Origin of the sequence: Isoptericola sp. b515, assembly GCF_030588125.1 — a bacterium.
Taxonomy (GTDB): domain Bacteria; phylum Actinomycetota; class Actinomycetes; order Actinomycetales; family Cellulomonadaceae; genus Isoptericola; species Isoptericola sediminis.
Genome location: NZ_JAUQYR010000001.1, coordinates 409,380 through 433,158, shown reverse-complemented (window position 1 = coordinate 433,158; position 23,779 = coordinate 409,380). Strand labels below are relative to the sequence as shown.

26 protein-coding genes and 1 riboswitch are annotated in these 23,779 nt (G+C 72.3%); of the genes, 9 read left to right on the top strand and 17 right to left on the bottom strand.

Features of this window, described 5'->3' with window-relative positions; translation table 11 throughout:
- Together Q6350_RS02010 and Q6350_RS02005 are read left to right on the top strand one after the other, a co-directional pair.
- Entirely contained in the window at positions 1–669 is a 669-nt protein-coding gene (locus tag Q6350_RS02010; protein WP_304602633.1) for a GAP family protein, read from the top strand.
- A gap of 32 nt (positions 670–701) precedes the next feature.
- Positions 702–1,085: a DUF1622 domain-containing protein gene (locus tag Q6350_RS02005; RefSeq protein WP_304602632.1), complete on the top strand. Its 384-nt coding sequence runs from the start codon at positions 702–704 to the stop codon at positions 1,083–1,085.
- 14 nt (positions 1,086–1,099) lie between these two features.
- Here Q6350_RS02005 and Q6350_RS02000 read toward each other — a convergent pair whose 3' ends face one another.
- Positions 1,100–1,912, bottom strand: coding sequence for a DUF4239 domain-containing protein (locus Q6350_RS02000; protein WP_304602631.1), 813 nt, complete (start codon positions 1,910–1,912; stop codon positions 1,100–1,102).
- A gap of 98 nt (positions 1,913–2,010) precedes the next feature.
- Between Q6350_RS02000 and Q6350_RS01995 the strand changes: the two genes are divergently transcribed.
- Entirely contained in the window at positions 2,011–3,414 is a 1,404-nt protein-coding gene (locus Q6350_RS01995) for a glutamate decarboxylase (RefSeq protein WP_304602630.1), read from the top strand.
- A 12-nt stretch (positions 3,415–3,426) separates the two neighbouring features.
- Here Q6350_RS01995 and Q6350_RS01990 read toward each other — a convergent pair whose 3' ends face one another.
- Positions 3,427–3,732: an SHOCT domain-containing protein gene (locus Q6350_RS01990; RefSeq protein ID WP_304602629.1), complete on the bottom strand. Its 306-nt coding sequence runs from the start codon at positions 3,730–3,732 to the stop codon at positions 3,427–3,429.
- A gap of 30 nt (positions 3,733–3,762) precedes the next feature.
- On the bottom strand, positions 3,763–4,221 hold the full coding sequence (locus tag Q6350_RS01985) for a DUF6325 family protein (protein ID WP_304602628.1): 459 nt from the start codon (positions 4,219–4,221) through the stop codon (positions 3,763–3,765).
- A gap of 160 nt (positions 4,222–4,381) precedes the next feature.
- On the opposite strand from Q6350_RS01985, the gene def reads away from it, so the two are divergent.
- Entirely contained in the window at positions 4,382–5,068 is a 687-nt protein-coding gene (gene def, locus Q6350_RS01980) for a peptide deformylase (RefSeq protein WP_304602627.1), read from the top strand.
- Between the two features lie 6 nt (positions 5,069–5,074).
- Here the strand turns inward: def and Q6350_RS01975 are convergent, their stop codons facing one another.
- The 4 genes from Q6350_RS01975 to Q6350_RS01960 form a co-directional block, all read right to left on the bottom strand.
- Positions 5,075–5,836 (bottom strand): hypothetical protein, encoded by a 762-nt coding sequence (locus Q6350_RS01975; RefSeq protein WP_305064909.1) that lies wholly within the window; start codon positions 5,834–5,836, stop codon positions 5,075–5,077.
- 106 nt (positions 5,837–5,942) lie between these two features.
- Positions 5,943–6,521, bottom strand: a complete 579-nt coding sequence (locus tag Q6350_RS01970) for an alpha/beta family hydrolase (protein ID WP_305064907.1) — start codon at positions 6,519–6,521, stop codon at positions 5,943–5,945.
- 41 nt (positions 6,522–6,562) lie between these two features.
- On the bottom strand, positions 6,563–7,426 hold the full coding sequence (locus Q6350_RS01965; protein WP_304606708.1) for a universal stress protein: 864 nt from the start codon (positions 7,424–7,426) through the stop codon (positions 6,563–6,565).
- 57 nt (positions 7,427–7,483) lie between these two features.
- Positions 7,484–8,146, bottom strand: coding sequence for a hypothetical protein (locus tag Q6350_RS01960; protein WP_304606709.1), 663 nt, complete (start codon positions 8,144–8,146; stop codon positions 7,484–7,486).
- 204 nt (positions 8,147–8,350) lie between these two features.
- Here Q6350_RS01960 and Q6350_RS01955 point away from each other — a divergent pair, with 204 nt between their 5' ends.
- A complete protein-coding gene (locus tag Q6350_RS01955; RefSeq protein ID WP_171246465.1) occupies positions 8,351–10,918 on the top strand; it encodes an ATP-dependent Clp protease ATP-binding subunit in 2,568 nt (855 codons plus the stop codon).
- 92 nt (positions 10,919–11,010) lie between these two features.
- On the opposite strand, the gene Q6350_RS01950 is transcribed toward Q6350_RS01955, so the two are convergent.
- Complete coding sequence (locus Q6350_RS01950; RefSeq protein ID WP_304602622.1) at positions 11,011–11,730, bottom strand: HAD hydrolase-like protein; 720 nt, start codon at positions 11,728–11,730, stop codon at positions 11,011–11,013.
- Positions 11,731–11,746: 16 nt separating this feature from the next.
- Positions 11,747–12,748 (bottom strand): NAD-dependent epimerase/dehydratase family protein, encoded by a 1,002-nt coding sequence (locus tag Q6350_RS01945; RefSeq protein ID WP_370375354.1) that lies wholly within the window; start codon positions 12,746–12,748, stop codon positions 11,747–11,749.
- A 325-nt stretch (positions 12,749–13,073) separates the two neighbouring features.
- On the opposite strand from Q6350_RS01945, the gene Q6350_RS01940 reads away from it, so the two are divergent.
- The 3 genes from Q6350_RS01940 to Q6350_RS01930 all read left to right on the top strand — a co-directional run bounded on the left by Q6350_RS01940 (position 13,074) and on the right by Q6350_RS01930 (position 16,399).
- The gene (locus Q6350_RS01940) at positions 13,074–13,508 is read left to right on the top strand and encodes a hypothetical protein (protein ID WP_305064893.1); all 435 of its coding nucleotides are present in this window, start codon (positions 13,074–13,076) and stop codon (positions 13,506–13,508) included.
- Positions 13,509–13,768: 260 nt separating this feature from the next.
- Complete coding sequence (locus Q6350_RS01935) at positions 13,769–15,340, top strand: LPXTG cell wall anchor domain-containing protein (protein ID WP_305064891.1); 1,572 nt, start codon at positions 13,769–13,771, stop codon at positions 15,338–15,340.
- Positions 15,341–15,622: 282 nt separating this feature from the next.
- Positions 15,623–16,399: an LPXTG cell wall anchor domain-containing protein gene (locus tag Q6350_RS01930; RefSeq protein ID WP_305064889.1), complete on the top strand. Its 777-nt coding sequence runs from the start codon at positions 15,623–15,625 to the stop codon at positions 16,397–16,399.
- A 149-nt stretch (positions 16,400–16,548) separates the two neighbouring features.
- Here the strand turns inward: Q6350_RS01930 and Q6350_RS01925 are convergent, their stop codons facing one another.
- From Q6350_RS01925 to Q6350_RS01890, 8 genes are all read right to left on the bottom strand, one after another.
- Positions 16,549–17,046 (bottom strand): ATP-binding protein, encoded by a 498-nt coding sequence (locus Q6350_RS01925; protein ID WP_305064887.1) that lies wholly within the window; start codon positions 17,044–17,046, stop codon positions 16,549–16,551.
- 126 nt (positions 17,047–17,172) lie between these two features.
- Complete coding sequence (locus Q6350_RS01920; RefSeq protein WP_304606714.1) at positions 17,173–17,952, bottom strand: ABC transporter ATP-binding protein; 780 nt, start codon at positions 17,950–17,952, stop codon at positions 17,173–17,175.
- Between the two features lie 162 nt (positions 17,953–18,114).
- Positions 18,115–18,636 (bottom strand): hypothetical protein, encoded by a 522-nt coding sequence (locus Q6350_RS01915; RefSeq protein WP_305064885.1) that lies wholly within the window; start codon positions 18,634–18,636, stop codon positions 18,115–18,117.
- Between the two features lie 185 nt (positions 18,637–18,821).
- Positions 18,822–19,178 (bottom strand): multidrug efflux SMR transporter, encoded by a 357-nt coding sequence (locus Q6350_RS01910; RefSeq protein ID WP_305064883.1) that lies wholly within the window; start codon positions 19,176–19,178, stop codon positions 18,822–18,824.
- Positions 19,179–19,180: 2 nt separating this feature from the next.
- Complete coding sequence (locus Q6350_RS01905) at positions 19,181–19,495, bottom strand: multidrug efflux SMR transporter (protein WP_305064881.1); 315 nt, start codon at positions 19,493–19,495, stop codon at positions 19,181–19,183.
- 16 nt (positions 19,496–19,511) lie between these two features.
- A riboswitch (guanidine-III (ykkC-III) riboswitch) is annotated at positions 19,512–19,577 on the bottom strand.
- Positions 19,578–19,678: 101 nt separating this feature from the next.
- On the bottom strand, positions 19,679–20,290 hold the full coding sequence (locus tag Q6350_RS01900; protein WP_305064880.1) for a GNAT family N-acetyltransferase: 612 nt from the start codon (positions 20,288–20,290) through the stop codon (positions 19,679–19,681).
- Positions 20,291–20,401: 111 nt separating this feature from the next.
- Positions 20,402–21,637 (bottom strand): glycosyltransferase, encoded by a 1,236-nt coding sequence (locus Q6350_RS01895; protein ID WP_305064878.1) that lies wholly within the window; start codon positions 21,635–21,637, stop codon positions 20,402–20,404.
- Positions 21,638–21,813: 176 nt separating this feature from the next.
- The gene (locus Q6350_RS01890) at positions 21,814–22,467 is read right to left on the bottom strand and encodes a uridine kinase (protein WP_304602613.1); all 654 of its coding nucleotides are present in this window, start codon (positions 22,465–22,467) and stop codon (positions 21,814–21,816) included.
- Between the two features lie 144 nt (positions 22,468–22,611).
- On the opposite strand from Q6350_RS01890, the gene Q6350_RS01885 reads away from it, so the two are divergent.
- The gene (locus Q6350_RS01885; RefSeq protein WP_305064876.1) at positions 22,612–23,769 is read left to right on the top strand and encodes an endo-1,4-beta-xylanase; all 1,158 of its coding nucleotides are present in this window, start codon (positions 22,612–22,614) and stop codon (positions 23,767–23,769) included.
- The last annotated feature ends 10 nt before the right edge of the window (positions 23,770–23,779 follow it).

Sequence of the window (23,779 nt, the reverse complement as noted above, 5' to 3'; positions counted from 1 at the left end):
ATGGGTGAGGCGGTCGGCGTCACGATCGGCTACGCGGTCGGTATCGCGATCAGCCCGCTGCCGGTCGCGGCGGTGATCCTCATGCTCTTCAGCAGGCGTGCCCGCGTGAACAGCCTCGTGTTCATGCTCGCCTGGATCGTCGGCGTCGCGGGCGTGGTCACGCTCGTCCTGCTGATCCCGGGGCTCGGGACCGACAGCGGTGAGCCGGGCACCACCGCGGGGTGGGTCAAGCTCGTGCTGGGTGCGCTCCTGCTGCTGACGGCCGGCCGTCAGTGGGCCGGGCGGCCGGGCCCCGACGACGAACCGCCCGTCCCGGGCTGGATGTCGCGCATCGACGAGCTCCGCCCCGTCGCCGCCGCGGGCCTCGGGGTCGCGCTGTCGGCGGTGAACCCCAAGAACCTCCTGCTCGCAGCGGCCGCCGGCGCCTCGTTGGGCGCGCTGTCGCTGTCGACCGGCGGGACGGTGGCGTCGGTGGCGGTGTTCACCGCCCTGGCCACGCTGACGGTGACGCTGCCCGTGCTCGGCTACCTGGTCGCGGGACGACGGCTCGCCCCCGCGCTCGACCGCACCAAGACGTGGTTGATCGCGAACAACGCCACGGTGATGGCGGTGCTCCTGGTCGTCTTCGGCGTCAGCCTGCTCGGGGACGCGCTCCAGATCCTGACCTGATCGGCGAGGTGACCCCACGGGAGGAGGCCCGGATGGACGACGTGGAGGCGGTACCGGCCATCGGCGACTGGAGCCTCGCCGAGAACATCTCCATCTGGATCGAGGTCGTCGCGATCGCGGTCATCACGGTCGCCGTCGTGGCGGCGTTCGTCGCCGGGGCCAGGACGTGGCGGACCGCCGGGGTGCGCGACGCCGTCGAGCGCGTCAAGCAGTCGGTGGGCCGGGGCCTGCTGCTCGGACTGGACCTGCTGATCGCCGCGGACGTGATCCGGACGGTCACGCTCGAGCCGACCTTGCAGAACGTCGCCGCGCTGGGGCTGCTGGTAGTGGTGCGGACCTTCCTGTCCTGGTCCCTCATGGTCGAGCTGCACGGGCGGTGGCCGTGGCAGCGCGGCCGGGGGACGCTGCAGGACTGAGCCGGGGACCAGGGCTACCCGCCCGAGGCCGGGCAGGGACGTCCGGCGAGATCCGGGGCCGACTGCTCCATCGACACCGTCGTCTGGTCGATCAGCGCCGGGGACACCCGTCCGGAGCCGGCGGAGAAGGGACTGTTCAACGCTGCGACCAGGAGCACGAGCACGGTGGTGAACGACGCGGCGAGCCCGACGAGCACGGACTGCGTGCGTCGTGCAGCGGGCAGCGTCACGGCGAAGATCAGCGCGACGACGAGCAGCCCACCTCCCAGCACCAGTGCCCACAGCAGCACGGGCAGGACGGTGGTGGCCGCGACGAGGCGGGTCTCGCGGGCGGTCGAGATGGACCCGATCTGTACGAGGACGTTGGTGGCCGTGGCGGGCCCGAAGGTTCCCTGCGGAGGTTCCTGCGCCTGCCCCAGCGAGGCGACGAGGTCGGCGTAGGCGTCGTCGACCTCCGGGGCGGACGTGCCCTCCTGCATCGCCGGCCAGTCGTAGGCCGACGCCGCCCGGGCGTAGCAGATCAGCGCGTGCTGCACGTCCGGCGCGGCCTCGTCGAACAGTTGCACCTCCTCGAAGGCGGTGCCGATCGAGGTCGCCTCGTCGCCGACGGCGCTGCGGGCCCCGGCGTACGCCCCGAACAGGTAGAGGATGGAGAAGCCGATCACGATGCCGTAGGCGGTCGCCACGTAGGAGAGGGTCGCGGACCAGGGGGCCGGCTCGACGGAGCCGAGCCGGGGGGCCGTACGGCGCACGACGATCGTGATCGTGCCCGCGACGAGCCCGACGAGGATGATGATGACGGCACTGACACCCGGACCCCACGACATGACCTCACGTCCTCCCCGCTCGACGACGCGTGCTCGACCCGTGCCCTCGACCACGTGCACCGGTGCGAGCCCGGTCGGGAAGGTTCATGGTGGTTTCCATGGCCCTTCACTCGTCCGAGTCCTCAGAGTTGCAGGAGTTCGAGCGGCTCGCGATCGCTCCGCTCTACGCGCGCCCGCGGGCGACGCACGGCATGCCGGCGGAGGTGATCCCGGACGACGGGATGGATCCGCCGATCGCGTACAGCATGATCCACGACGAGCTGATGCTCGACGGCAACTCGCGCCAGAACCTGGCCACGTTCGTCACGACGTACATGGACGACGAGGCCCGGCTGCTGTTCGCGGAGACCTCGGACAAGAACATGATCGACAAGGACGAGTATCCGCAGACCGCGGCGATCGAGGGCCGTTGCGTCCGGATGATCGCCAACCTGTGGAACACGCCCGAGGGTGAGGAGGCGACGGGCACGTCGACGACCGGATCGAGCGAGGCCGTCATGCTCGGGGGGTTGGCCCTGAAGTGGCGGTGGCGCGAGCGCCGTCGTGCCGCCGGGCTGCCGACGGACCGGCCCAACCTCGTCATGGGGATCAACGTGCAGGTCGTGTGGGAGAAGTTCTGCCGCTACTGGGACGTCGAGCCGCGCTACGCACCGATCGAGGAGGGCCGGCTCCAGCTGAACGCCGAGGAGGCCGTCAAGCTCGTCGACGAGAACACCATCGGTGTCGTCGCGATCCTCGGGTCCACCTTCGACGGGTCGTACGAGCCCGTGGAGGAGATCGCGAACGCGCTCGACGAGCTCGCCGCCTCCGGTGGGCCGGACGTCCCGGTCCACGTGGACGCGGCGTCCGGCGGGTTCGTCGCGCCGTTCCTCGACCCGGACCTGCGCTGGGACTTCCGCGTGCCGCGGGTGCGCTCCATCAACTCCTCGGGGCACAAATACGGGCTGGTGTTCCCCGGGGTCGGCTGGATCGTCTGGCGCACGCCGGAGGACCTCCCGGAGGACCTCGTGTTCCACGTCAACTATCTCGGCGGGGACATGCCGACCTTCGCCCTGAACTTCTCGCGGCCCGGTGCGCAGGTCGTGGCCCAGTACTACAACCTCATCCGCCTGGGTCGGGAGGGCTACCGGCAGATCCAGCAGGCAGCACGGGACACCGCAATGTTCCTGTCGGGGGCGATCGCCGGGATGGGACCCTACGAGCTCCTGTCCGACGGCTCGGAGCTGCCGGTCTTCTTCTTCCGGCTCAGGCCCGAGGTCACGAACTACACGGTGTACGACGTCTCGGCGAAGATGCGCGAGCGTGGGTGGCAGGTCCCCGCCTACACCCTGCCGGCAGACCTCACCGACGTCGCGGGGCTGCGGGTCGTGGTCCGCAACGGTCTGTCACGCGACATGGCCGAGATGTTCCTCGCCGACCTCGCACGGTCCACGGACTTCCTCGAGAGCCTGGAGACGAAGCTCCCGCACGACCCGAGTCACACGGAGTCGTTCCGGCACTGACCGCGCGACACGTCAGCCCGCGAGGATCTTCGCCTTCTGCTGGGCGAACTCCGCGTCGGTGAGGACCCCGGCGTCGCGGAGCTTCCCGAGCCGTTCGAGCTGGGCGAGCATGTCGTCCGCGCCCGCCGGGGCGGCGGCCGGAGCCGGTGCGGGTGCCGGGGGCGGCGTCGGTGGGGCGCTGTACTGCGGCGGTGGTTCCTGCGCGTACGCCTGGTTCGCCCACCGGTTGGCCTGCCGTCGGGAGACGCGGTTCGAGACGGCGGTGGCGGTGCCGGCGATGGCCGCCGTCCGCGCCACGCCGCGGAGCAGTCCGGGCATGTCAGATCTCCTCGGATCGGGGTCGGGTCGTCACGATGCGTCCTCGCCGTCCACGGCGTCGAGCAGCACGTCCAGGGGGATGCGGCCGAAGGCGACCAGCTCGCCGCCGCTGCGTCGCATCGCCGCGGCGAAGGGCGCCGCCCAGGTGTTCTCGTACAGCAGCACCCCGGCGGCGCTGCCGGGCTCGAGGGCGGCAGCAGCCTCCGCCAGGTCGTCGTCCCCCAGCAGCCCGGAGCGGGCGCCCTCGAAGACCTCGAGCTCGACACCGTCCGCCCCGAGGTCCTCCAGCGCGAGCCCGCTGACCGAGCCGTCCTCGGCCTTGCGCAGGAAGGCCAGGTCCAGGATGCGGATCACGCCGCGGTCGACGAGGTCGACGAGGATCGGCCAGCCCTCACCGGTCATGCGGTCGCCACGGAACTCGATGACGAGGTAGTCGACGGGCCCCATCAGCACCTCGTCCGATCCGGGTGCCGCCGCCGCGTCGCTCACGTCGAGATCCTCTGGTGCGTGTCGTCGGCCATCTGCGCAACCTCCCGTCCGTCGCCGCGCTCGAGCGTCGTCCGACCGCGTCCGTTGCGTCCATGATCACGCCGCGCGGGCGACGTCGCACACCCGGACGCGCACGGGGGCCACGGGTACCCTCGGGGGCATGCCTTGGACCTTCGGGCGTCGGCGCCCCACCACCTACCTGCTCGGTGAGCCCGTCGACCCGTACCCGGCCCAGGTGCCGGAGGCGCGGCGCGGTCGCGCGCTGCGCATCACCGAGATCGGGGAGCCGGTGCTGCACGGCCCGGCGCGGCGCGTCGAGCAGTTCTCGACGCCGGAGCTCGCGCGGCTGGTCGACGACCTGTTCGCGACGATGGAGGTGGCGCAGGGTGTGGGCCTGGCCGCGCCGCAGGTGGGGGTCGACCTGCGCGTCTTCGTCTACGACCTCACGGACGACCGGGGTGACCGCCACGTGGGTCACGTGGTCAACCCGGTGCTCGAGATCGACGACACCGCGGAGCTGGTCACCGAGGACGAGGGCTGCCTGTCGGTGCCCGGTGCCTACGAGCCGCTCGCGCGGCGCGCGGGGGCGAGCGTCCGGGGCGTCGACCAGCACGGAGGCCCCGTGCAGCTCGACGCCACCGGCTACCTGGCGCGGGCGTTCATCCACGAGTGCCAGCACCTCGACGGCGTCCTGTACTGGGACCACCTGTCCCGGGACCTGCAGCGGGACGCGCTGCGTCAGCGCGACGAGGAGCGCGAGGGCGTGCTGGCGGACCGGCGGGAGATCGCCCTGGAGCTGGGCAAGCGCCCGGCGGACTATCCCGAGCAGCCGGCCGGAGGTCGCTGAGGGACCTCAGTCGGCGCGGAACCGCGCCCGCAGGGCCACGGCGCCACCGACCGCGACGCCGACCGCGGCCAGACCCAACCCGATGGCGGCCCAGGTCTCACCGTCCAGGATGCGGTCCTGGGCGCTCCACAGGTCGCTGTCGCCGGGTTCACCGCCGGCCGGACCGTCGGCGAGCGGGGCGGCCGACGGCGACGGCGTGGGGCCGGTCTTGGTGAAGGTCGGCGAGGGTGTGGCCGACGGCGACGCCGCCGCGCTCCGGCTGGGCGACGGGGTCGGCGTCGGGGAGGGGGTCTCCTCCTCCGGCGTGGGCTCGGCGGAGGTCGGCTCGGGCTCGGGGGCCGGCTCGTCCTTCGGCTCCTGGGGCGCCGTCGTGGTCTGGTCGGAGCTCGACGGCGGCCGCGCGGTGGACGTGCCGGTGCACCGCTGGCCTCCGGAGCTCTCGCGGAACTCGCCGACGCCGGGGACCCGGACGTACGTGACGCAGTAGCCGTCGGGCATGGCGCCGGGCGCCTTGGTGAACGGGACCTCGCCGGCACGGCCCATCGACATCGGTTCGGTGAGCCACTCGAACCGCCACTCGTCCAGGCTGCGGATGGCGTAGGTGACCTGGTCCTCGTGCGCGCGCTGGTCGCGGTCGCGGTAGGTGACGCCGTCGGTGGTGACGTCCAGGTCGTCGTCGGCGGCGACGGCGGAGGAGCCGATCCCGCCCGCGGCACCGGCCAGCACGATGCTCACGACGACACGGGAGACGAGGTGGGCGCTACGCACGTGGACCTTCCGACGCTGGGACCGGCTCGCGCCGGACGGCGACCCACATGCTAGGGGAACAATCGTCGTTCCCGGCACTCGTGCCGGCGATCGGCGTGGCTCGACCTCAGAGGGAGTCGACCCACTCCGCCACGGCGTCCGCCACGTCGTCGACGGCCTTGACGTCGTGGGCGCCGCGCAGCGTCGTCCGCGTGACGGGGCCGGGGATCGCCGCGGTGTGCTCGGCGAGCTCCTCGGGGCTGCCGAAGGGGTCGCGGTCGCCGGAGACGAAGAGCACGGGCAGGTCGAGCTCCCCGAAGTGCTCCGTGCGCAGCTTGTCGGGCTTCCCGGGCGGGTGCAGCGGGTAGCTGAGCAGCACGAGCCCGGCGGCGGGCAGGCCCTCGGCGACGGCCATCGAGCACATCCGGCCGCCGTAGGAGCGTCCGCCGAGCAAGAGGCGGTCCGTCGGGACGCCGAGCCGTGCGGCCAGTGCCTCGGTCTCGGCCCGGACGTGGGCGATCGCGACGGGAGGTCGGTCCGGGGCGCGCTTCCCGGCGGTGCGGTAGGGGAAGTCGACGCGCTCGACGGGCAGCGGTGGGTCGTGGGCGGCCAGGCGGTCCTCGACGGCGCGCAGGGTCGGGTGCTCGCGGTCCGCACCGGCACCGGGGGTGAGCAGCAGGCCTGCGGGGGTGGTCGCGGTGGGCATGGGGCCAGTGTGACCCCGTCGTGTCCTCGGCGCGTGCCGGCTCAGCCGTGGAGCACGGTCACGGGACTGCTCGCGTAGTCGAGCACCTGCCGCGCCGTCGAGCCCAGCACCAGGCGGTCGAACCCGCCGAGGCCGCGCGTGCCGACCACGATCCGGTCGGCACCGGCCGAGGCCTCGATGAGGACCTTCGCCGCCTGGCCGTGCACCACCCGTGGCCGGACCCGGTCGGGCGACAGCGGCAGCTCGACCGCACGGATGACGTCCTCCAGGCGTTCCCGTGCGAAGCGCTCGTAGTCGTCGATCGGGGGTGCCCATCCCCACGAGCCCGGCAGCGGCGCGAGCGTCGTGATCTGCCAGGCGAACACCGGTTCCAGCACCGCCCCCAGGCGTGCGGCCACCCGGGCGGCGTGCACGAGCGCGGCCACCGAGTGGCCGGAGGTGTCCACGCCCGCGACGACCCGCGGCCTGTCCGAGGGTTGGTCCGGGCCGCTCTGGTCGCCGTCCTCGGGGCGGCGCACGACGGTCACCGGGATCCGGCTGTGCTCCACCACCGTGGTCGAGACCGAGCCCAGCAGCCGGCGACCCAGGCGGTTGCGCCGTCGTCGGCCGAGCACCAGCATCTCCGCGTCGTCGGCCGCCGCCATCAGCGCCTCGGGCTCCGGGCCGTGCACCACCCGGACCTCCGCCTCGAGCTCACCGCCGTGGCGCTCGCGGGCGCGTCCGAGGATCTCCGCGGCCTCCGCCTCGCGCTCGGCCAGCACGGCGCCGAGCGACTCCTCGTCCCGCTCGCGGGCGACCATCACGACGACCAGCGGCAGGCGTGCCGACATCGCCTCCGCCGCCGCCCAGTCCAGCGCCTCGTCGGCCTCGACCGACCCGTTGACCCCGACCACGATGCCGTCCATGGACCCACGGTAGGACGGTGGTCGTGACCAGGCACGACGACGGCGGGCCAGGGAGGCTCAGCGGCGCTCGGGCGGATGCAGCAGCGACCGGATCGGTCGCGTCACGACGGTCACGCGGTCCACGAGGTCGGCCGGACCGGTGATCACCAGACCGCGTCCCGGGGTCGCGACGTGCACGGCGACGACGTCGCGCACCTGCACCTCGGTGGCGGCGACCGGGTGCCCGTCGACGTCGAACGTGTCGTGCTCCAGCTCGACCGCGTCGACCTCGGCCACGATCGCCCGCATCGCGCTGCGGTAGTCCGCGAAGTCGTCGGCGAAGTCCCGGCCGGGCCGCGGCGCCGGCTCGGCGTCCGGCTCGACGGGCGCCGCGATGTCGGCGTGCAGGGGTGCCGCCAGGGCTCCGCTGGCGGCGGCGCGGACCACGTCCTCGACCGCGTCCTCGGCCACCGCCGTCCGGAGGGTCTCGACCTCGAGGGACTCGCCGGCGAACGTGCGGTAGGAGCGCACGAACCGGTCCGACGTCGGGTCGGTGTCGTCCTCGCAGCCCGTCAGCGCCTCGTCCTCCAGGTCGAGACCCCAGGTCAGGGGGTCCTCGACCTCGCCGACCCGCCCGGCGAAACGCGCCATCCGCGGGTCGACGTCACCGGCGTGCTGCGGGTTCGGGGTGGTGTCCTGGCCGGCGCTCTCGTGCCCGGCGTCGTGCCCGCCGTCGTCCATGGGGACCTCCCGGTGCGTGTGGCCACTTGCCCTCACTTTTCCCCGCCCGGCGCGAACCGGCAACGGGCCACGCCGTCACGCCCCTGGCGAACACGGGCATTCCGAGGCCGTTCGGTGAGTTGGGAGCGAATAGAGTCGTAGCGGTCAGGCTGTCGCCGTCACACCGACGGGGTGCAGGAATGCCGCCCGCATGAGGAGCAGCACATGTTCGAGAGATTCACGGACCGAGCCCGTCGGGTCGTCGTCCTCGCCCAGGAAGAGGCGCGGATGCTCAACCACAACTACATCGGGACCGAGCACATCCTCCTCGGCCTCATCCACGAGGGTGAGGGCGTGGCGGCCAAGGCGCTCGAGTCCCTGGGCATCTCGCTCGACGGCGTCCGCGCACAGGTCACCGAGATCATCGGCGAGGGCCAGCAGGCCCCCAGCGGGCACATCCCGTTCACGCCGCGCGCCAAGAAGGTGCTGGAGCTGTCGCTGCGCGAGGCGCTGCAGCTCGGCCACAACTACATCGGCACCGAGCACATCCTCCTCGGCCTCATCCGCGAGGGCGAGGGCGTGGCCGCCCAGGTGCTGACGAAGATGGGCGCCGACCTGAACAAGGTGCGCCAGCAGGTCATCCAGCTGCTGTCCGGCTACCAGGGCAAGGAGCCGGTCGCCGCCGGGAGCCCCCAGGAGGGCCAGCCGTCCGGCTCGGCCGTGCTGGACCAGTTCGGCCGCAACCTCACCCAGGCGGCCCGCGAGGGCAAGCTCGACCCGGTGATCGGCCGGACGACGGAGATCGAGCGGGTCATGCAGGTGCTGAGCCGCCGCACCAAGAACAACCCGGTCCTCATCGGCGAGCCCGGCGTCGGCAAGACGGCCGTCGTCGAGGGGCTGGCCGCGGACATCGTGCGCGGTGACGTCCCCGAGACGCTGAAGGACAAGCAGCTCTACACCCTCGACCTCGGTGCGCTGGTGGCCGGGTCGCGCTACCGCGGTGACTTCGAGGAGCGCCTCAAGAAGGTCCTCAAGGAGATCCGCACCCGCGGCGACATCATCCTGTTCATCGACGAGATCCACACCCTCGTCGGGGCCGGCGCCGCCGAGGGCGCGATCGACGCCGCCAGCATCCTCAAGCCGATGCTGGCCCGCGGCGAGCTGCAGACCATCGGTGCCACGACGCTCGACGAGTACCGCAAGCACGTCGAGAAGGACCCGGCCCTGGAGCGCCGCTTCCAGCCGATCCAGGTCAACGAGCCCTCCCTCGAGCACACCATCGAGATCCTCAAGGGCCTGCGTGACCGGTACGAGGCGCACCACCGGGTGTCCATCACCGACTCCGCGCTGGTCTCGGCCGCCCAGCTCGCCGACCGGTACGTCAACGACCGGTACCTGCCGGACAAGGCGATCGACCTCATCGACGAGGCGGGCGCGCGCCTGCGCATCCGCCGCATGACCGCCCCGCCGGAGCTCAAGGAGCTCGACGAGGAGATCTCCGAGGCGCGTCGCGAGAAGGAGTCGGCGATCGACGAGCAGGACTTCGAGAAGGCCGCGGGTCTGCGTGACACCGAGAAGCAGCTCACGCAGAAGCGCGCCGAGAAGGAGAAGGCCTGGAAGTCCGGCGACCTCGACACGGTCGCGGAGGTCGACGACGAGCTGATCGCCGAGGTGCTGGCGATGTCCACCGGTATCCCGGTGGTCAAGCTGACCGAGGAGGAGTCCTCCAAGCTCCTGCACATGGAGGACGAGCTGCACAAGCGCGTCGTCGGTCAGGACGCGGCGATCAAGGCGCTCTCGCAGGCCATCCGCCGCACGCGTGCCGGGCTGAAGGACCCGAAGCGTCCCGGTGGCTCGTTCATCTTCGCCGGCCCCACCGGCGTCGGGAAGACCGAGCTGGCCAAGGCGCTCGCCGAGTTCCTCTTCGGGGACGAGGACGCGCTCATCCAGCTCGACATGTCCGAGTTCTCGGAGAAGCACACGGTCTCGCGGCTGTTCGGCTCGCCCCCCGGCTACGTCGGCTACGACGAGGGCGGCCAGCTCACCGAGAAGGTCCGTCGCCGTCCGTTCTCCGTCGTGCTGTTCGACGAGGTGGAGAAGGCGCACGCCGACATCTTCAACTCGCTGCTGCAGGTGCTCGAGGACGGTCGCCTCACCGACTCCCAGGGTCGCGTGGTCGACTTCAAGAACACCGTCATCATCATGACGACCAACCTCGGCACGCGGGACATCGCCAAGGGCGTCCAGACCGGCTTCAACGCCGGCGGCGACCTGGGCACCTCGTACGAGCGGATGAAGGCCAAGGTCAACGAGGAGCTCAAGCAGCACTTCCGGCCCGAGTTCCTCAACCGTGTCGACGACATGATCGTGTTCCCGCAGCTCTCCGAGCAGGAGATCATCGAGATCGTCGACCTCGAGATCGCCAAGCTGGACCGCCGTCTGCGCGACAAGGACATGGCGATCGAGCTGACCACGGCCGCCAAGAAGCTGCTCGCCGAGAAGGGCTACGACCCGGTCCTCGGTGCGCGGCCGCTCAAGCGGGCGATCCAGCGGGAGATCGAGGACTCGCTGTCCGAGAAGATCCTGTTCGGCGAGCTCAAGCAGGGCGAGATGGTCGTCGTCGACGGCGAGGGCGAGGGCATCCTCGGGGAGTTCACCTTCCGCGGGGTCCCCAAGTCCGAGCACGACCGCGGTCCCGTCTCGGTCGGTGCGTCGGCGGCGCTGGACGCCCCGTCCGGCGTCTCGGTCAAGGACCTGCCGCCCACCGGGCAGATGCAGGCCGGCGCCGAGTGACCCGGTGACCGCGTGAGCGACACCGCCTGACACCGCGAAGGCCCCGGAACCCGTGGAGGGTTCCGGGGCCTTCGTCGTGCCCGACGTCCGGCTCAGGCCCCGATCGCGTGGACGCCGACGCCGACACCTGCGCCGGCGTCCACGGTGATCGCAGCGGTGACGGCAAACGCGAGCGCGGTGACCTCCTCGACCATGTCGACGGCACCGGCCTCCTGCAGCTCGCCGTCCGGTGCGTAGCCCCAGGCGACCCCGAGGCAGTCGATGCCGTGCGCGGCGGCCCCGTGCACGTCGTGCTCCCGGTCGCCGACCATGAGCACCGGACCGTGGGCGGGGTCGACGGGGGAGAGGCGACCGGAGCCGGCCAGGGCGGCGGCGACGACGTCGGCCTTCGTCGAGGTGCTCCCGTCGCCGGCGGAGCCGTGCACGCGGTCGACCAGGTCGCTCAGCCCGAAGCGGTCGCAGATCGGGCGGGCGTACATCTCGGGCTTGCTGGTCGCCACGACGAGCTCGTACCCGGCGGCCCGCAGCTCGCCCAGCGCGTCCGCCACCCCGTCGAACACGGAGCAGTCGAACATCCCGCCGGCGGTGAACGCCTCGGTGTAGGCCTCCACCGCGGCGTCGGCGCGGTCCGCCGGGACGCCGTGGCCCGCGAAGGACTCGCTGACCGGCGGGCCGACGAACGTGCGCAGCGTGGCGTCGTCGGGCACCGGCAGCCCGATCGTGCGGTAGGCGTGGGCGACCGAGGCGGTGATCCCGGGAGCGGAGTCCATCAGGGTACCGTCGAGGTCGAGGAGGACGAGGGGCTGGGTCACGCCGGTGAGCCTACGGTCAGATCGCCCCGGCATGCTCGACGAGCCGGTCGAAACCGGCGTCGAGCACCGGGTCGACCTCCTGGGCGGCACGGTGGGCGTCGAACCAGGCGATCTGCTCGTGCGCCGCCTGGTCGTACGTGACCGTCGTCGCGAAGTCGGGCACCAGCGCCTGCAGCTTGACGCAGTCGAACAGCATCGAGTGCGCCTTGTCGCCGAGCAGACCTGGCCCGACGTCGGGCAGCACGTGGGCGATCGTCTCGGAGGCGACGTGCACGATCTCCGGGTCGGGGACCCCGGCCGCCTGCCCGAGCCAGGTGTAGACCTGGTTCCAGGTGGGCGCGTGGGTGCCCATGATCTGGAAGGTGTCGCCGATCGCCAGCGGGTGGCCGAGCAGACCGACGAACCCGACCGCGAAGTCGTCGGTGTGGGTCAGGGTCCACAGGCTGGTGCCGTCCCCGGGCACCACGACGGGCCGTCCCGCGCGCATCCGGGCGACGTCGGTCCAGCCGCCGAGCGTGGGCAGCAGCGTGCGGTCGTAGGTGTGGCTCGGGCGCACCACGGTGGCGGGGAAGGCGTTCTCGCGGTGGGCGCGGACGAGCAGGTCCTCCCCGGCGATCTTGTCGCGGGAGTACTGCCAGAACGGGTTGCGCAGCGGCGTGGACTCGGTGACCGGCAGCCGCGCGGGGGGCGTCTGGTAGGCGGACGCGCTCGAGACGAACACGTACTGGCCGGTACGGCCGGTGAAGCGGGCGATGTCCCGGGCGACGTGGTCGGGGGTGAAGGCGCGGAACTGGGCGACCACGTCGAAGTCGCGGCCCTCCAGCACCGCGTCCACGGCGGCGTCGTCCGAGACGTCGGCGGTCAGCTGCTCGACCTCGGCCGGCAGCTCGCGGTGCGTCGACCGGCCCCGGTTGAGCACGGCGACACGGTGCCCCTGGGCGACGGCACGGTGGACGGACGCGGCGCTGATCACGCCGGATCCGCCGAGGAACAGGATGTCGAGGGGGTTGCGGGTCATAGGGGTCATGCTGCCCGACGGCGTCACACCGCGCCGGGTGGCGACGGTTGACCGACGGCCGTGGCCGGGCTGGGTACGGTGGGGCCGTGGCCTCGACCGAACCCTCCGCCTCGTCCCCGGACGACACCCCGACCGCGGTGCGGCTCCTGGTCGTCGGTGTCCTCTTCGCGCTCGCCGTGTCGCCGGCCGTGCTGCTGTTCGGACTGCGCGGCGCCGGAGCGGCCGGGACGGCGCTCGTGGCGCTCGCGCTGGTGTTCGTGGGTCCGGCGTTCTCCGCGGCGGCGTTCGCGCTGGGGGACAGGCGATCGAGGAGGGTCTCGGACCCGTGGCGGCGTTCGGGCGCGGCTACCGGATCAACGCGATGGACGCCCTCGTGCTGTGGGTGCCCAGCGTGCTGGCGCTCGCGGGACTGACGCTCGCCGTGGCCTCCGGGATCGGCACGGCTCCCGCCTGGGCGACCGGTGTCGGGATCGGTGCCGCGGTGCTCCTGCTGCTCTGGCTGGTGCAGGCCACCGTGATCGCGTCGTTCTTCTCCTTCCGTGCCCGGGACACCGCCAAGCTCGCCCTGTACTTCCTCGGACGGCTGCCGCGGTCGACCCTCGTGGTGCTCGTCGCCGTCGTGCTCGCCGGTGCCGTCGGGTGGCTGATGTCCCCGGCGCTGCTCGCCCTGCTCGGCATCCTGTGGGTCGCGGCCGTGCTGCGCGCGGACCGGCCCCTGCTCGCCGAGACCCGGCAGCGGTTCGTCGCGGACGACTCCTGAACCGTTCGCGTCCCGGCGTGCACCGCGGGTCGCCCCGACGAGGACACACCGGGTGAATTCGTTCTGCCGGTGAACAGGAGGCGGAACCGGCAAGGAAGCCCTGAACAGGCCGAAAAGCGGGCCAGCGGTGCACAGGGGACGTGTCGGACGGGGCCGCACGGTCCGGCCCCGGGTGCGGTCGGTGTCCCGTCGCAGGTCACGGGTGCTCTAGGCTTCCCAGGCCGTCTCCACGCCGATCCCCCGAGAGTGAGCTCCCAGCGATGACCGCTGCCCGCCTACGCCTACCGATCGCCATGATCGCCGCCGCCGTGCTGATGCTGCTCGGCGCCCTCGTGGCCCTGCCCGGCGCCGCCCTGCCCGCGGGAGGTGCCGCTGTTGCCGGGAACGGCAACGGCCAGGCGACCTGCCCCGCCGACGGTGAGTGGTCCAAGATCGACGACCTCACCGGGACCGAGTACCTCGCCGAGGCGAGCGAGGGCCACCTCATCGCCGAGGTGTGCGTGAAGTCCGCGCGCACCGTCGAGCGACTCCGGGTGGACCCCCCGGCGAAGACCTTCCTGATCGTCTCGCCGTCGGACAACGGCAAGGGCAGCATCCAGGACATCAGCCACGTCTCGATCCGCGAGGTCGCGGACGACGGTGGCTGGCCGTACCCCGCGCCGACCTGCGAGGCCGGCCTGACGGTGACCTACCCGGACGGCGTGTCCGGCAACGACGTCAACGTCCGCGTCCGCAACCTCGACACCGACGCGGTGGAGACGTTCAACTTCCACCACGACACCGGCCGGTGGACGGGTGTGGAGAGCTTCGACCCGACGTCGCTCGACCAGTGGCCCGGCTGGGCCCGCTACGCCTACGAGTGGGTGCAGGTCGACGGCACGAACTACCACTGGGAAGGCCTCGTGGAGTGCGAGGAGCCGACGCCGGAGCCGAGCGTCGAGCCGAGCACGGAGCCGTCGGACGAGCCCTCCGTCGAGCCCTCGGTCGAGCCCTCGGCCGAGCCCAGCGAGGAGCCGTCCGTCGAGCCGAGCACGGAGCCGTCGGAGGAGCCGTCGGTCGAGCCGTCGGAGGAGCCCTCCGTCGAGCCGAGCGCTGAGCCCTCGCAGGAGCCGTCCGTCGAGCCCTCCCAGGAGCCCAGCGAGGAGCCGTCCGTCGAGCCGAGCGTGGAGCCGTCGGAGGAGCCGACGTCCGCTCCGATCGAGCCCTCGCTGGCCGGCTCGGTCGCCGTCGGCGAGTGCGTCGCGAACGCGCCGTGGATCTCCTTCGACGTGGTCCTGACCGACCCGGACGGCCTGTCTCCCGAGCGCGCCGTGACCCTCGTGCTCACCGACGGGACGCACACGGAGACGCTTCAGCTCGGCACCCTCGGTGAGGACGGCACGCTGTCCGGTCGCACGCTGTGGCCCGGAGCCGCGGTGGCGGACGACGGGGAGACCCCGACGGCCTGGCCGGGCTGGGCGCAGCTCGAGGACGGTACCTGGGTGCCGACCAACGGCAACGACGCCTGGACGCGCGGGGACATCGAGGCGACGCTCGTCGTGAACCCGGAGATCTCCGTCGACCTGGTCTACCCGCCGGCCACGCCGAACTGCGCCGCCGCGCCGCCGCAGACCGAGCCGACGCCGGAGCCGTCCGTCGAGCCCTCGGAGGACGCCTCGGAGACTCCCGAGGAGGAGCCGACCGTCGACCCGACGCCGGTGTCCGGCGACGAGGTCGAGTCCGGCGCCGACGAGCTCCCGCAGACCGGCGCGCAGGTCACGCTGATCGCGATCGGCGCGCTCGTGCTGATCGGCGCGGGCGGGGCCATCGTCTGGCTGCGACGCCGGGCCTGATCCGCGGGGTTCGCACGGAGGCCCGCCCGGGACCCCCCGGGCGGGCCTTCTGCCGTCCGGCACCTGGCTTCGTCCGGCATCCGCTCGGCGGCCCCCGGATCGGCGACCCCGAGGCCCGGATCATGATGGGCCGGGAAGATCGGGCAGAACGGACAGAAGTCCTGAGTCCGCGATATCACCAGGGGGTAACGGTCCGCGGACGGGCCTTCCGACATGGCACGGACTCCCCTAGGCTGCCAAGCGCCGCCTCGTCACGACCAGCCTGAGAGTGAGACACCAGCGATGACCGCTGCTCGATTCCGCTTGCCGATCGCGTTGATCGCCGCCGCCGCTTTGTTCCTCCTCGGTGCCCTCGTGGGGCTTCCCGTGGCCACGGCCACGCCGGGCGCCACCATCACGACCAGCGACGAGCAGGTCTGCCCGGACGAGAAGACCGGATGGATCAAGACCGAGGACATCGACAAGACGACGTACAAGGTCACGGCGTCCGACGGCTCCCTGATCAAGAAGATCTGCGTGAAGGCGGCGAACGACGGGGTCACCTACATCACGTTCGACCAGCCGGTCGCGGAGTACCTGGTCGAGTCCCCGGCAACCAACACCAACGGCCAGGTGCAGGAGATCAGCCACGTCTCCGTCCTGGAGGTCAAGATCGAGCCGTCGCCGTCGCACTCGCCGGCCCCGTCGACGTCGCCGTCGGTGTCCCCCTCGCCCTCGATGTCGCCCTCCCCGTCGACGGAGCCGTCGGAGGAGCCCTCGACCGAGCCGTCGGAGGAGCCGTCGACCGAGCCGTCGATGGAGCCGTCGGAGGAGCCCTCGACCGAGCCGTCGATGGAGCCGTCGGAGGAGCCCTCGACCGAGCCGTCGACGGAGCCGTCGGAGGAGCCGTCCACCGAGCCCTCGACCGACGTCTCCGACGAGCCGTCCCCGGGCGACAGCATGGAGCCCACCACGGACGAGCTGCCGCAGACCGGTTCCGAGGTCACGGCCATCGCGATCGGGGCGCTCGCGCTGATCGCCGCCGGTGGCACCTTCCTCTGGATGCGCCGCCGGGCCTGATCGCCTGACGTTCTTCGAGGGCCCGACCGGGAGCTTCCCGGTCGGGCCCTCGCCGTCTGTCCTCGGAGCGGGGCGACGCGGCGTTCCAGACGTGACCTGGGGGTGCTACGGCCGACGGCACGCAGAACGCCGCGACGAGCCGTCGCTCGTCAGCGGCCGACGGGCGTCCGCGTCTCCGGCGCGGCGTGGCGTGCGGACCCGGAACCGCCCCGCGACCGGTCTCGCGCGGCCAGCGTGAACCGCGCCCACACGCGCTTCTCCCAGGCGGAGTCGCGGTACCAGCCGACCTCGTCGGCGACACGCAGCGCCAGCTGGAGGCCGAATCCGCCCTCACCCAGATCGCGGTGCGGGCTGAGCACGGGCGGGAGGTCGGGGCGCTGGTCCGTCACGGAGACGACGACGGTCGCGCCGTCGCAGCGCAGCTCGACCCGTGCCGGCCCGTCCGCGTGCTCCAGCGCGTTGGACGCCAGCTCGTTGGCGATGAGGACCACGTGGTCCGGGCTCGCACCCGAGGGGGCGAAGCAGTCGCAGTCCACCGCTTCCATCCGTTGCAGGGCGCGGTCGAGGTCCGTGCGGATACGCGCGAGGTCTTCCGGGGAGTCGATCGCCCATCGGGCCATGACCGTGTTCGGGGATCCGCTCGTCATCCCGTGACACCGCCCCGGACGAGCATTGCTACCCCTCACGATTGGCGGACTTCGAGACTGACCCGCCGTCGAGCCTACAATGCGCCGGACGGGACCGCCTGACGGCCTTTCGCCGAGTCGGCGGACTCAGCGGAACCGCTGGACCGCCTGCGGTGCCGCCTCGGCGAGCTCCTGCACCACCGGGTGCGTCGCGGTCGCCAGCACCTGCGAGAGGCTCCCGGAGGTCACGAAAGTGCCGTCGGCGAGCACGTGCACCGTCGGGCAGAGTCGCTCCACCAGCTCCAGGTCGTGGGTCACCAGCAGCACGGCGGTGCCCTGGGCCGAGGTTGCCTCGCCCAGCCGGCGCACGACCTCACCGCGCATCGCCGGGTCGACGGCGGTCAGGGGCTCGTCCAGCAGGAGGGCGTCCGGGCGGGTCGCCAGCGCGGAGGCGAGCGCGACGCGCTGCTTCTCGCCCCCGGAGAGCGTGCCGATCTGCCGGGGCGCGAAACGCGGCTCGAGGGCGACGTCGGCCAGCAGCTCCTCGACGGTGCGGCCCGAGGGGCGGCCGGCCTTGCGGGCGTCGGTCAGGGCCTTGCCGAGCACGCGGTCGACGGTCCAGCGGGCGTCGGCGTCGGCGATGCCCTCCTGGGTGACGCGGCGGACCTGGGTGCGGAAGGCCTTCTTGTCGCGCAGCCCGATGCGGCTCACGGTGCGGCCGTGCCAGGTGGCATGACCGCTGGTGGGCCGGACACGGCCGACCAGCGCGCGCACGATCGTGGACTTGCCGGCCCCGGACGGCCCGACGATACCGACGGGAGCGGAGCCGGTCGTGAGCTCGAGGTCGATGTCGCGCACGACGTCGGGGCCGCCGTAGCCGGCCGAGAGGCCGGTGGCGCGCAGGATCGGGGTGGTGTTCGAGCTCATTGGGACCTTCGGGGTGCAGGGAAGTGGTGGCCCGCCGGAGGAAAGGGTTCCGGCGGGCCACACGGTACGACGAACGGAGGCCGCAGGCGGTTCCCGCGTCCGGACCGTGGGCGGGCTTGCCGGTCCGAGATGCTCCGAGGGTCGGAGCCCGGCCCTGGAGGACTACCCCTGAGGCGTGGCTCGGTCACGCTGGTAGTAGCGGAGCAGCTTCAGCACGCGGGCGAACGACTCGACGACGAGGATGCCCAGCATGGCGGCGATGACGGCGCGGAAGACGTCGCCGTCGGGCAGGAGGTCCTGCTCGGCGACGACCTTGATCACGACGAGGACCCCCAGCGCCACGAACGACTCGACGGTGTAGCGCAGCACCAGCCCACGATGCCGCGGAACCGCGGCCACGTACGTCGTGCGTGCCCGGTAGGCGCCGAACGCGTAGCCGAGAGCCCCGCCGACGAGCACGAGGACGAGGTGCACGGGGTGGTGCTGCAGATCGGCGGCCAGCAGGGCGCCGACGACGACGAAGGCCACCAAGGGTTCGAGCAGCTGCATCCGCAGGGTCCGGAAGCGTTCGTTGGAGCGCAGGTCGAGGCTCGGGTCGGACCGGACCACCTCTCGTCCGACCCGCAGCTCGCGAACGAGCAGAGCCAGGATCAGCACCAGGACGATGTTCGACGCTTGTTCCACGGCAGTCCTCTCCGGAACGGATCGGTGCTCCGGCCCGGAGCGGCTCCTGGTCGTCGAGCCTAGTCGTGGGACGTCGCTGTTGCTGGCGACGCCGTCGGTGACGCCGGTGCGACAGCCGCTCGCCCCGGCGTCCACGCCCTCAGGACGTGGGCGCCGGGGCGCCTGAGAGAGACCGACCGCGACGGTCAGTCGCGGACGTCGACGTCCCGCTCCACCGCGGGGGCGTCGTGCGGGACCAGCTTGAGGCCGATGACGGCCCCGACGATCCCGAGGAGGAACACCACCTTGAGGGCGGAGACGGACTCGCCGCCGGTGGCCATGGCGTAGGACACCGTCAGGGCGGCGCCGAGACCCACCCACACCGCGTAGGCGGTGCCCAGCGGGATGCGGCGCACGGCCCAGCCGAGGCCGGCCATGGAGATGGCGAGGAACACGAAGAACACGATGGTGGGGCCGAGGACGGAGAAGCCCTCGGACTCGCCGAGCGCAGTGGCCCACACGGCCTCGGCGACGGCGCTCAGCAGCAGGATCAGCCACGGCATGGCTAGCTCACCGCCTTGAGGCCCACGACGGAGCCGACGAGAAGGGTCAGCAGGAGGACACGCGCGACGTTGACGCGGTCCTGCCCGGTGAGGAACCCCCACACGACGGTGAGGGTGGCGCCGATGCCCACCCAGACGGCGTACGCGGTGCCGGTGGGAAGGTCGGTCATCGCCCACGCGAGGCCGGCCATGCTGGCGGCGAGCGCGACGACGAAAAGGAGGGTGGGCTTCGGCTTGCGGAAGCCTCCGGAGGCGGCGAGCGCGGTGGCCCACACGGCCTCCAGCACACCCGAGACGATCAGGACGATCCAGGCCATGACGAGACGTACCTCTTTCGCGGCAGTCTTGTCGTGTGGCGGGTACTGCTCCCTCGTCCGCGAACCCACTGTCGGGCTCCGCTCATCACGGTACACACCCGGTGCACCGGAGTCGATGTCAGACGCGTCACCCGGGTCTGTCGCGCGAGACCGGCCCGTGGCGTGCCGAGCGAGGCCCAGCCGTCAGGACTCGTCGAGCGCCCGGCGCATCAGCACGCGCGGGAACCCGTCGAGCGTCGACGACGTCGCGGCGACGACCGTGAAACCCGCCTGCTCGAACATCTCCCGGGTGCCGACGTAGGCCATGGTGGTGTCGATGCGCTCGCCCTGGTTGTCCAGCGGGTAGGCCTCGACCGCCGGTGCGCCACGGTCGCGGGCGAACCGGACCGCCCCTTCGATCAACGGGGCGGTCAGCCCGGTCCGGCGGTACCCGGGCCGCACGCGCAGGCACCACAGGGACCACGCGTCGACGTCGTCGACGTGCGGGATGCGGCGGTTCGTCGCGAACGACGTGTCGGCGCGGGGGTGGATCGCGGCCCAGGCGACGGGCTCGCCGTCCAGGTAGGCGACGACGCCGGGAGGGGGATCCTGCGCGCAGAGCTCGCGGACGCGCTCGCCGCGGGCCGGCCCACGCAGGCGCCGGCTCTCCGTCGAGCCGATCCGGTAGCTCAGGCAGAAGCAGACGGTCGCGTCGGGACGCCGCGGTCCGACGATCGCGGCGACGTCCTCGAAGACGGTCGCGGGGCGCACGTCGACGTCCGCCGGCGTCGGTGCGGCGGGGTCGGGGACCGGCATCCACTCACCTCCCGGACGTGTCGCCCGGAGCGCTCCGGACGCCTCCAGTCCTAGCGGGTCCCGCCGGGCCCGGCAACGGGACGCCGGAGCGGGCGTCCCGTCGCCCGGTCGTCAGGCGGCGACCTGCAGACCGGTGCCCCGCACGGCCTGCTCGAGCACCTGGGCGTAGCCGGACAGCATCCGCACGTGGCTGAACCGCTGCCGGGCCGCGGTGAGCGCCCCGCGCAGCTCCCCGCGCCGGGCGGCGGCCTCGATCCACGTCTCGGCGATCTCGGCGGCGTCGAAGCCCGTCACGAACCCGATGCGCTCGACCAGCCGCGCGCTGTCGCCGACGGGCGTGGTCACGGGGACCGCGCCGCTCATGGCGCCCTCGATGAGGCACAGCGGCGCGGCCTCGCCGTAGGCCGAGGTGAGAGCGACGACGTCGGCCATCGCGTAGACGTTCTCCATGTCGCGGCGCACGCCGAGGGTGTGGACCCGGGCGAGCAGGTCGGGGCGGTCCCCGAACGACCGGTCGAGCAGCTCCGCCAGTCCGGTGTTGTCCCGCGTCATGCCGGCGCCGCACATCATGACGTGGCCGGAGTCGTCGCGCTCCAGGAACTGGCGTGCGGCGGCGACGAAGAGCCTCGGGTTCTTCATCGCGTCGTAGCGGGCCGCGTAGGCGACGAGGGTCGCGTCGGCCGGGATACCGGCCGATCCCCGCAGCGCCAGCCGGCGCACGCGGCGCCGCGGGTGGAACCGCGTGAGGTCGATGCCGTTGGGGACCACCTTGAGCAGGTGCTCCGGGACGCCGGCCGCGGCGTAGGCGTCCCGGGTCGACTCGGCGCAGCACACCGCTGCCGCGAGCAGGCCGCTCTCGGCGGCGGTGCGCAGGTCGTCCAGGGCCGCGCCGGAGTTCTCCGGGTCGGAGCGGTGCAGGCACGCCACCACCGGACGGTCCGGGAACCCGGCCGCGTTCGCCAGGCGCAGCGGCTGCTCCTTGAGCGACAGGACGACGTCGGCCCCCGTCGCCTCGCGGCGGGCGATCTCCATCTCGGTGTCGGTGAAGACGCGCGGGTCGTCGTCGTCGTCCGTCGACCGGCCCAGCGTCGAGATGCGGACGCCCGCGGCGCGCAGCGCGAGGAACCGGGGGTCGTCCTCCATCCGCTGCAGCATGGTCTCGCGGCGCACGGCGCTGTACAGGCTGAGCGCCGAGTGCTGCTGGTGGCCGTGCGCGTGGAGACCCGACACCACTGTCGAGTGCAGCACGCGGGCGCCACCGGAGAAGAAACCCTCGTAGAGGGACAGGACACGCAGTGAACTGTGTTCGAACACCTCGACCACCTCCTGGGACCACGGTGAAGCCACGTGATGTGGCAGGGATGACCGTCGTGTTAAGTCTTCATGACACTTCAGAGGGCGCTGCCTGAGGCAACCCCGGTGCGGGGTCGCGCGACGGCGTGCGGTGCGTCTGGCTTCGACAGGTCAGGAGGGCGGCAGCACGGAGGAGGTTCGGCGCGGGGAGCACGACGATCAGGCACAGGTTAGGCCACGGAACGGATCTCCTGCTCGGCGACGCTGGGGGTGAGAGGTCGGCAGCCGAGCTCCGTCCACCGGCGCACGAGCTCGGGCTCGGCGCGCATCAGACCCCAGCCGCGTCGCAGCAGCGTGAACGGGGGTTTGCGCGACTCCGCCAGGTCGCGCAGCAGCCGGAACCAGAACGTCACGAGGCGGGGCCGCGCCAGGCAGATCGCGTCGGCGAGGATGCCCTCGGCGCGCAGGTCGGCCACGAGCTCGGCGGCGAAGACGCCCTCGGCGAGCACGACCTTCTCGCCGTGCGCGTCGACCACCGCGTCGCCGGTGCGTCGCGACGTCGGGATGTCGTAGACCGGCACCTCGGTCCGGCCCGTGGCGGCGAGCGTGCGCAGCGCCTCCAGGGCGGCGTCGTGGTCCCAGCTCGCCGGGTCGTCCCAGTCGACGATGCCGAAGGCCCGCGGCATCCCGGGGTGGTCGTGGTCGCGGTAGAAGTCGTCCAGCATGACGACGGGCAGCCCGAGCCGGCGCGTCAGGGCGGACTTGCCGCTGCCCGAGGCCCCGGTGAGCAGCACGATCCGGGTGATCGGGCGGCGGGCCTCGGCGGGGACGTCGAAGAGGGCGTCGGACGCGCGTGCGGAAGCAGGCAGATCGCTGTCGGTCACGGAACCCCATTGTGCCGGTCGGGCCCGGACGGTTGATCGGCGCGCCGTCGCGCGGACCATTGCGAAACCGTTATCGATAACGATATCTTCGCGTTGTCCGGTGGACAGGTGAGCCGCCGGGCTCCCTCCAAGGAAGGAACAACGATGTCCCATCCCTCGAGCACGAAGCGTGCGGTCGCCGTCGCGGCCTCGACGCTCACCGCTCTCGCCCTCACCGGCACCGCGGTCCAGGCCTCCCCGCCGGAGGCGACCCTGCGCGCCGAGGCGCCCCAGGACCTCAAGATCGGCAGCGCCGTCTGGGCCCAGCGCGACCTCCTCGATGCCGACCCCCAGAACCCGACCGAGTTCCAGCAGATCCTCGCCTCGGAGTTCGACTCGCTCACCGCCGAGAACGACATGAAGTGGGCCGAGATCCACCCCGAGCCGGACGTCTACGACTTCTCCGGTGCGGACGCCCTCATGGCCTTCCCGCGGGCCAACGGCCAGGAGGTCCGGGGGCACACCCTGCTGTGGCACAGCCAGAACCCGGACTGGGTGACCGAGGCGAGCGAGACCTGGACCTGCGACGAGGCGCGTGACGTCCTCGAGGACCACGTCCGCACCGTGGTGGGCCGCTACGCCGGTGACATCTACGAGTGGGACGTGGCCAACGAGCTCATCCAGGACGAGTGGGACGCGGGCGGTGTGCAGCTGCGCACCGAGGCCAACCCGTTCCTCAAGGCCTGCTCCGAGGACCCGGTCGGCCTCATCGGTGACGTCTTCCGGTGGACGCACGAGGAGGACCCGGAGTCCGTGCTGTTCCTCAACGACTACAACGCGGAAGGCATCAACGCCAAGACCGACGCCTACTACGCGCTGGCCCAGGAGCTGCTCGCCGACGGCGTGCCGCTGCAGGGCTTCGGAGCCCAGGGCCACCTGAGCCTGCAGTACGGTTTCGACGAGTCCATCCAGGCGAACTTCGAGCGGTTCGCCGACCTCGGTCTCAAGGTGGCGATCACCGAGGCCGACGTCCGCATGCCGCTCGGCGAGGACGGCGAACCGACCGCCGAGCAGATCGCCCTCCAGGCCGAGCGCTACGACAAGATGCTGCAGGCCTGCCTGAACGTCGCCTCCTGCACCAGCTTCACGGTCTGGGGCTTCGACGACGGCCGGTCCTGGGTCCCGGGCGTCTTCCCCGAGGGGTACGCGACCATCATGACCGAGGACTACGAGAAGAAGCCCGCGTACGACGTGCTGCTCGACAGCCTCACCGAGGCCACCCCCGGGAAGTCCCCGCGGACCCCGCCGGGTCTGAACAAGTAAGGACGGACCG

Excerpts from the sequence above, each read along its gene's own strand:
- Q6350_RS01885 (WP_305064876.1), top strand. The coding sequence starts at position 22,612 with ATGTCCCATCCCTCGAGCACGAAGCGTGCGGTCGCCGTCGCGGCCTCG.
- Q6350_RS01990 (WP_304602629.1), bottom strand. The coding sequence starts at position 3,732 with ATGCCCGGACTGCTCCGCGGCGTGGCGCGGACGGCGGCCATCGCCGGC.
- Q6350_RS02005 (WP_304602632.1), top strand. The coding sequence starts at position 702 with ATGGACGACGTGGAGGCGGTACCGGCCATCGGCGACTGGAGCCTCGCC.
- Q6350_RS01905 (WP_305064881.1), bottom strand. The coding sequence starts at position 19,495 with ATGGCCTGGATCGTCCTGATCGTCTCGGGTGTGCTGGAGGCCGTGTGG.
- Q6350_RS01935 (WP_305064891.1), top strand. The coding sequence starts at position 13,769 with ATGACCGCTGCCCGCCTACGCCTACCGATCGCCATGATCGCCGCCGCC.
- Q6350_RS01960 (WP_304606709.1), bottom strand. The coding sequence starts at position 8,146 with ATGGACGACGGCGGGCACGACGCCGGGCACGAGAGCGCCGGCCAGGAC.
- Q6350_RS01965 (WP_304606708.1), bottom strand. The coding sequence starts at position 7,426 with ATGGACGGCATCGTGGTCGGGGTCAACGGGTCGGTCGAGGCCGACGAG.
- Q6350_RS01970 (WP_305064907.1), bottom strand. The coding sequence starts at position 6,521 with ATGCCCACCGCGACCACCCCCGCAGGCCTGCTGCTCACCCCCGGTGCC.
- Q6350_RS01920 (WP_304606714.1), bottom strand. The coding sequence starts at position 17,952 with ATGAGCTCGAACACCACCCCGATCCTGCGCGCCACCGGCCTCTCGGCC.
- def (WP_304602627.1), top strand. The coding sequence starts at position 4,382 with ATGCCTTGGACCTTCGGGCGTCGGCGCCCCACCACCTACCTGCTCGGT.
- Q6350_RS01955 (WP_171246465.1), top strand. The coding sequence starts at position 8,351 with ATGTTCGAGAGATTCACGGACCGAGCCCGTCGGGTCGTCGTCCTCGCC.
- Q6350_RS01945 (WP_370375354.1), bottom strand. The coding sequence starts at position 12,748 with ATGACCCGCAACCCCCTCGACATCCTGTTCCTCGGCGGATCCGGCGTG.
- Q6350_RS01995 (WP_304602630.1), top strand. The coding sequence starts at position 2,011 with ATGGCCCTTCACTCGTCCGAGTCCTCAGAGTTGCAGGAGTTCGAGCGG.
- Q6350_RS02010 (WP_304602633.1), top strand. The coding sequence starts at position 1 with ATGGGTGAGGCGGTCGGCGTCACGATCGGCTACGCGGTCGGTATCGCG.
- Q6350_RS02000 (WP_304602631.1), bottom strand. The coding sequence starts at position 1,912 with ATGTCGTGGGGTCCGGGTGTCAGTGCCGTCATCATCATCCTCGTCGGG.
- Q6350_RS01930 (WP_305064889.1), top strand. The coding sequence starts at position 15,623 with ATGACCGCTGCTCGATTCCGCTTGCCGATCGCGTTGATCGCCGCCGCC.
- Q6350_RS01900 (WP_305064880.1), bottom strand. The coding sequence starts at position 20,290 with ATGCCGGTCCCCGACCCCGCCGCACCGACGCCGGCGGACGTCGACGTG.
- Q6350_RS01925 (WP_305064887.1), bottom strand. The coding sequence starts at position 17,046 with ATGACGAGCGGATCCCCGAACACGGTCATGGCCCGATGGGCGATCGAC.
- Q6350_RS01910 (WP_305064883.1), bottom strand. The coding sequence starts at position 19,178 with ATGCCGTGGCTGATCCTGCTGCTGAGCGCCGTCGCCGAGGCCGTGTGG.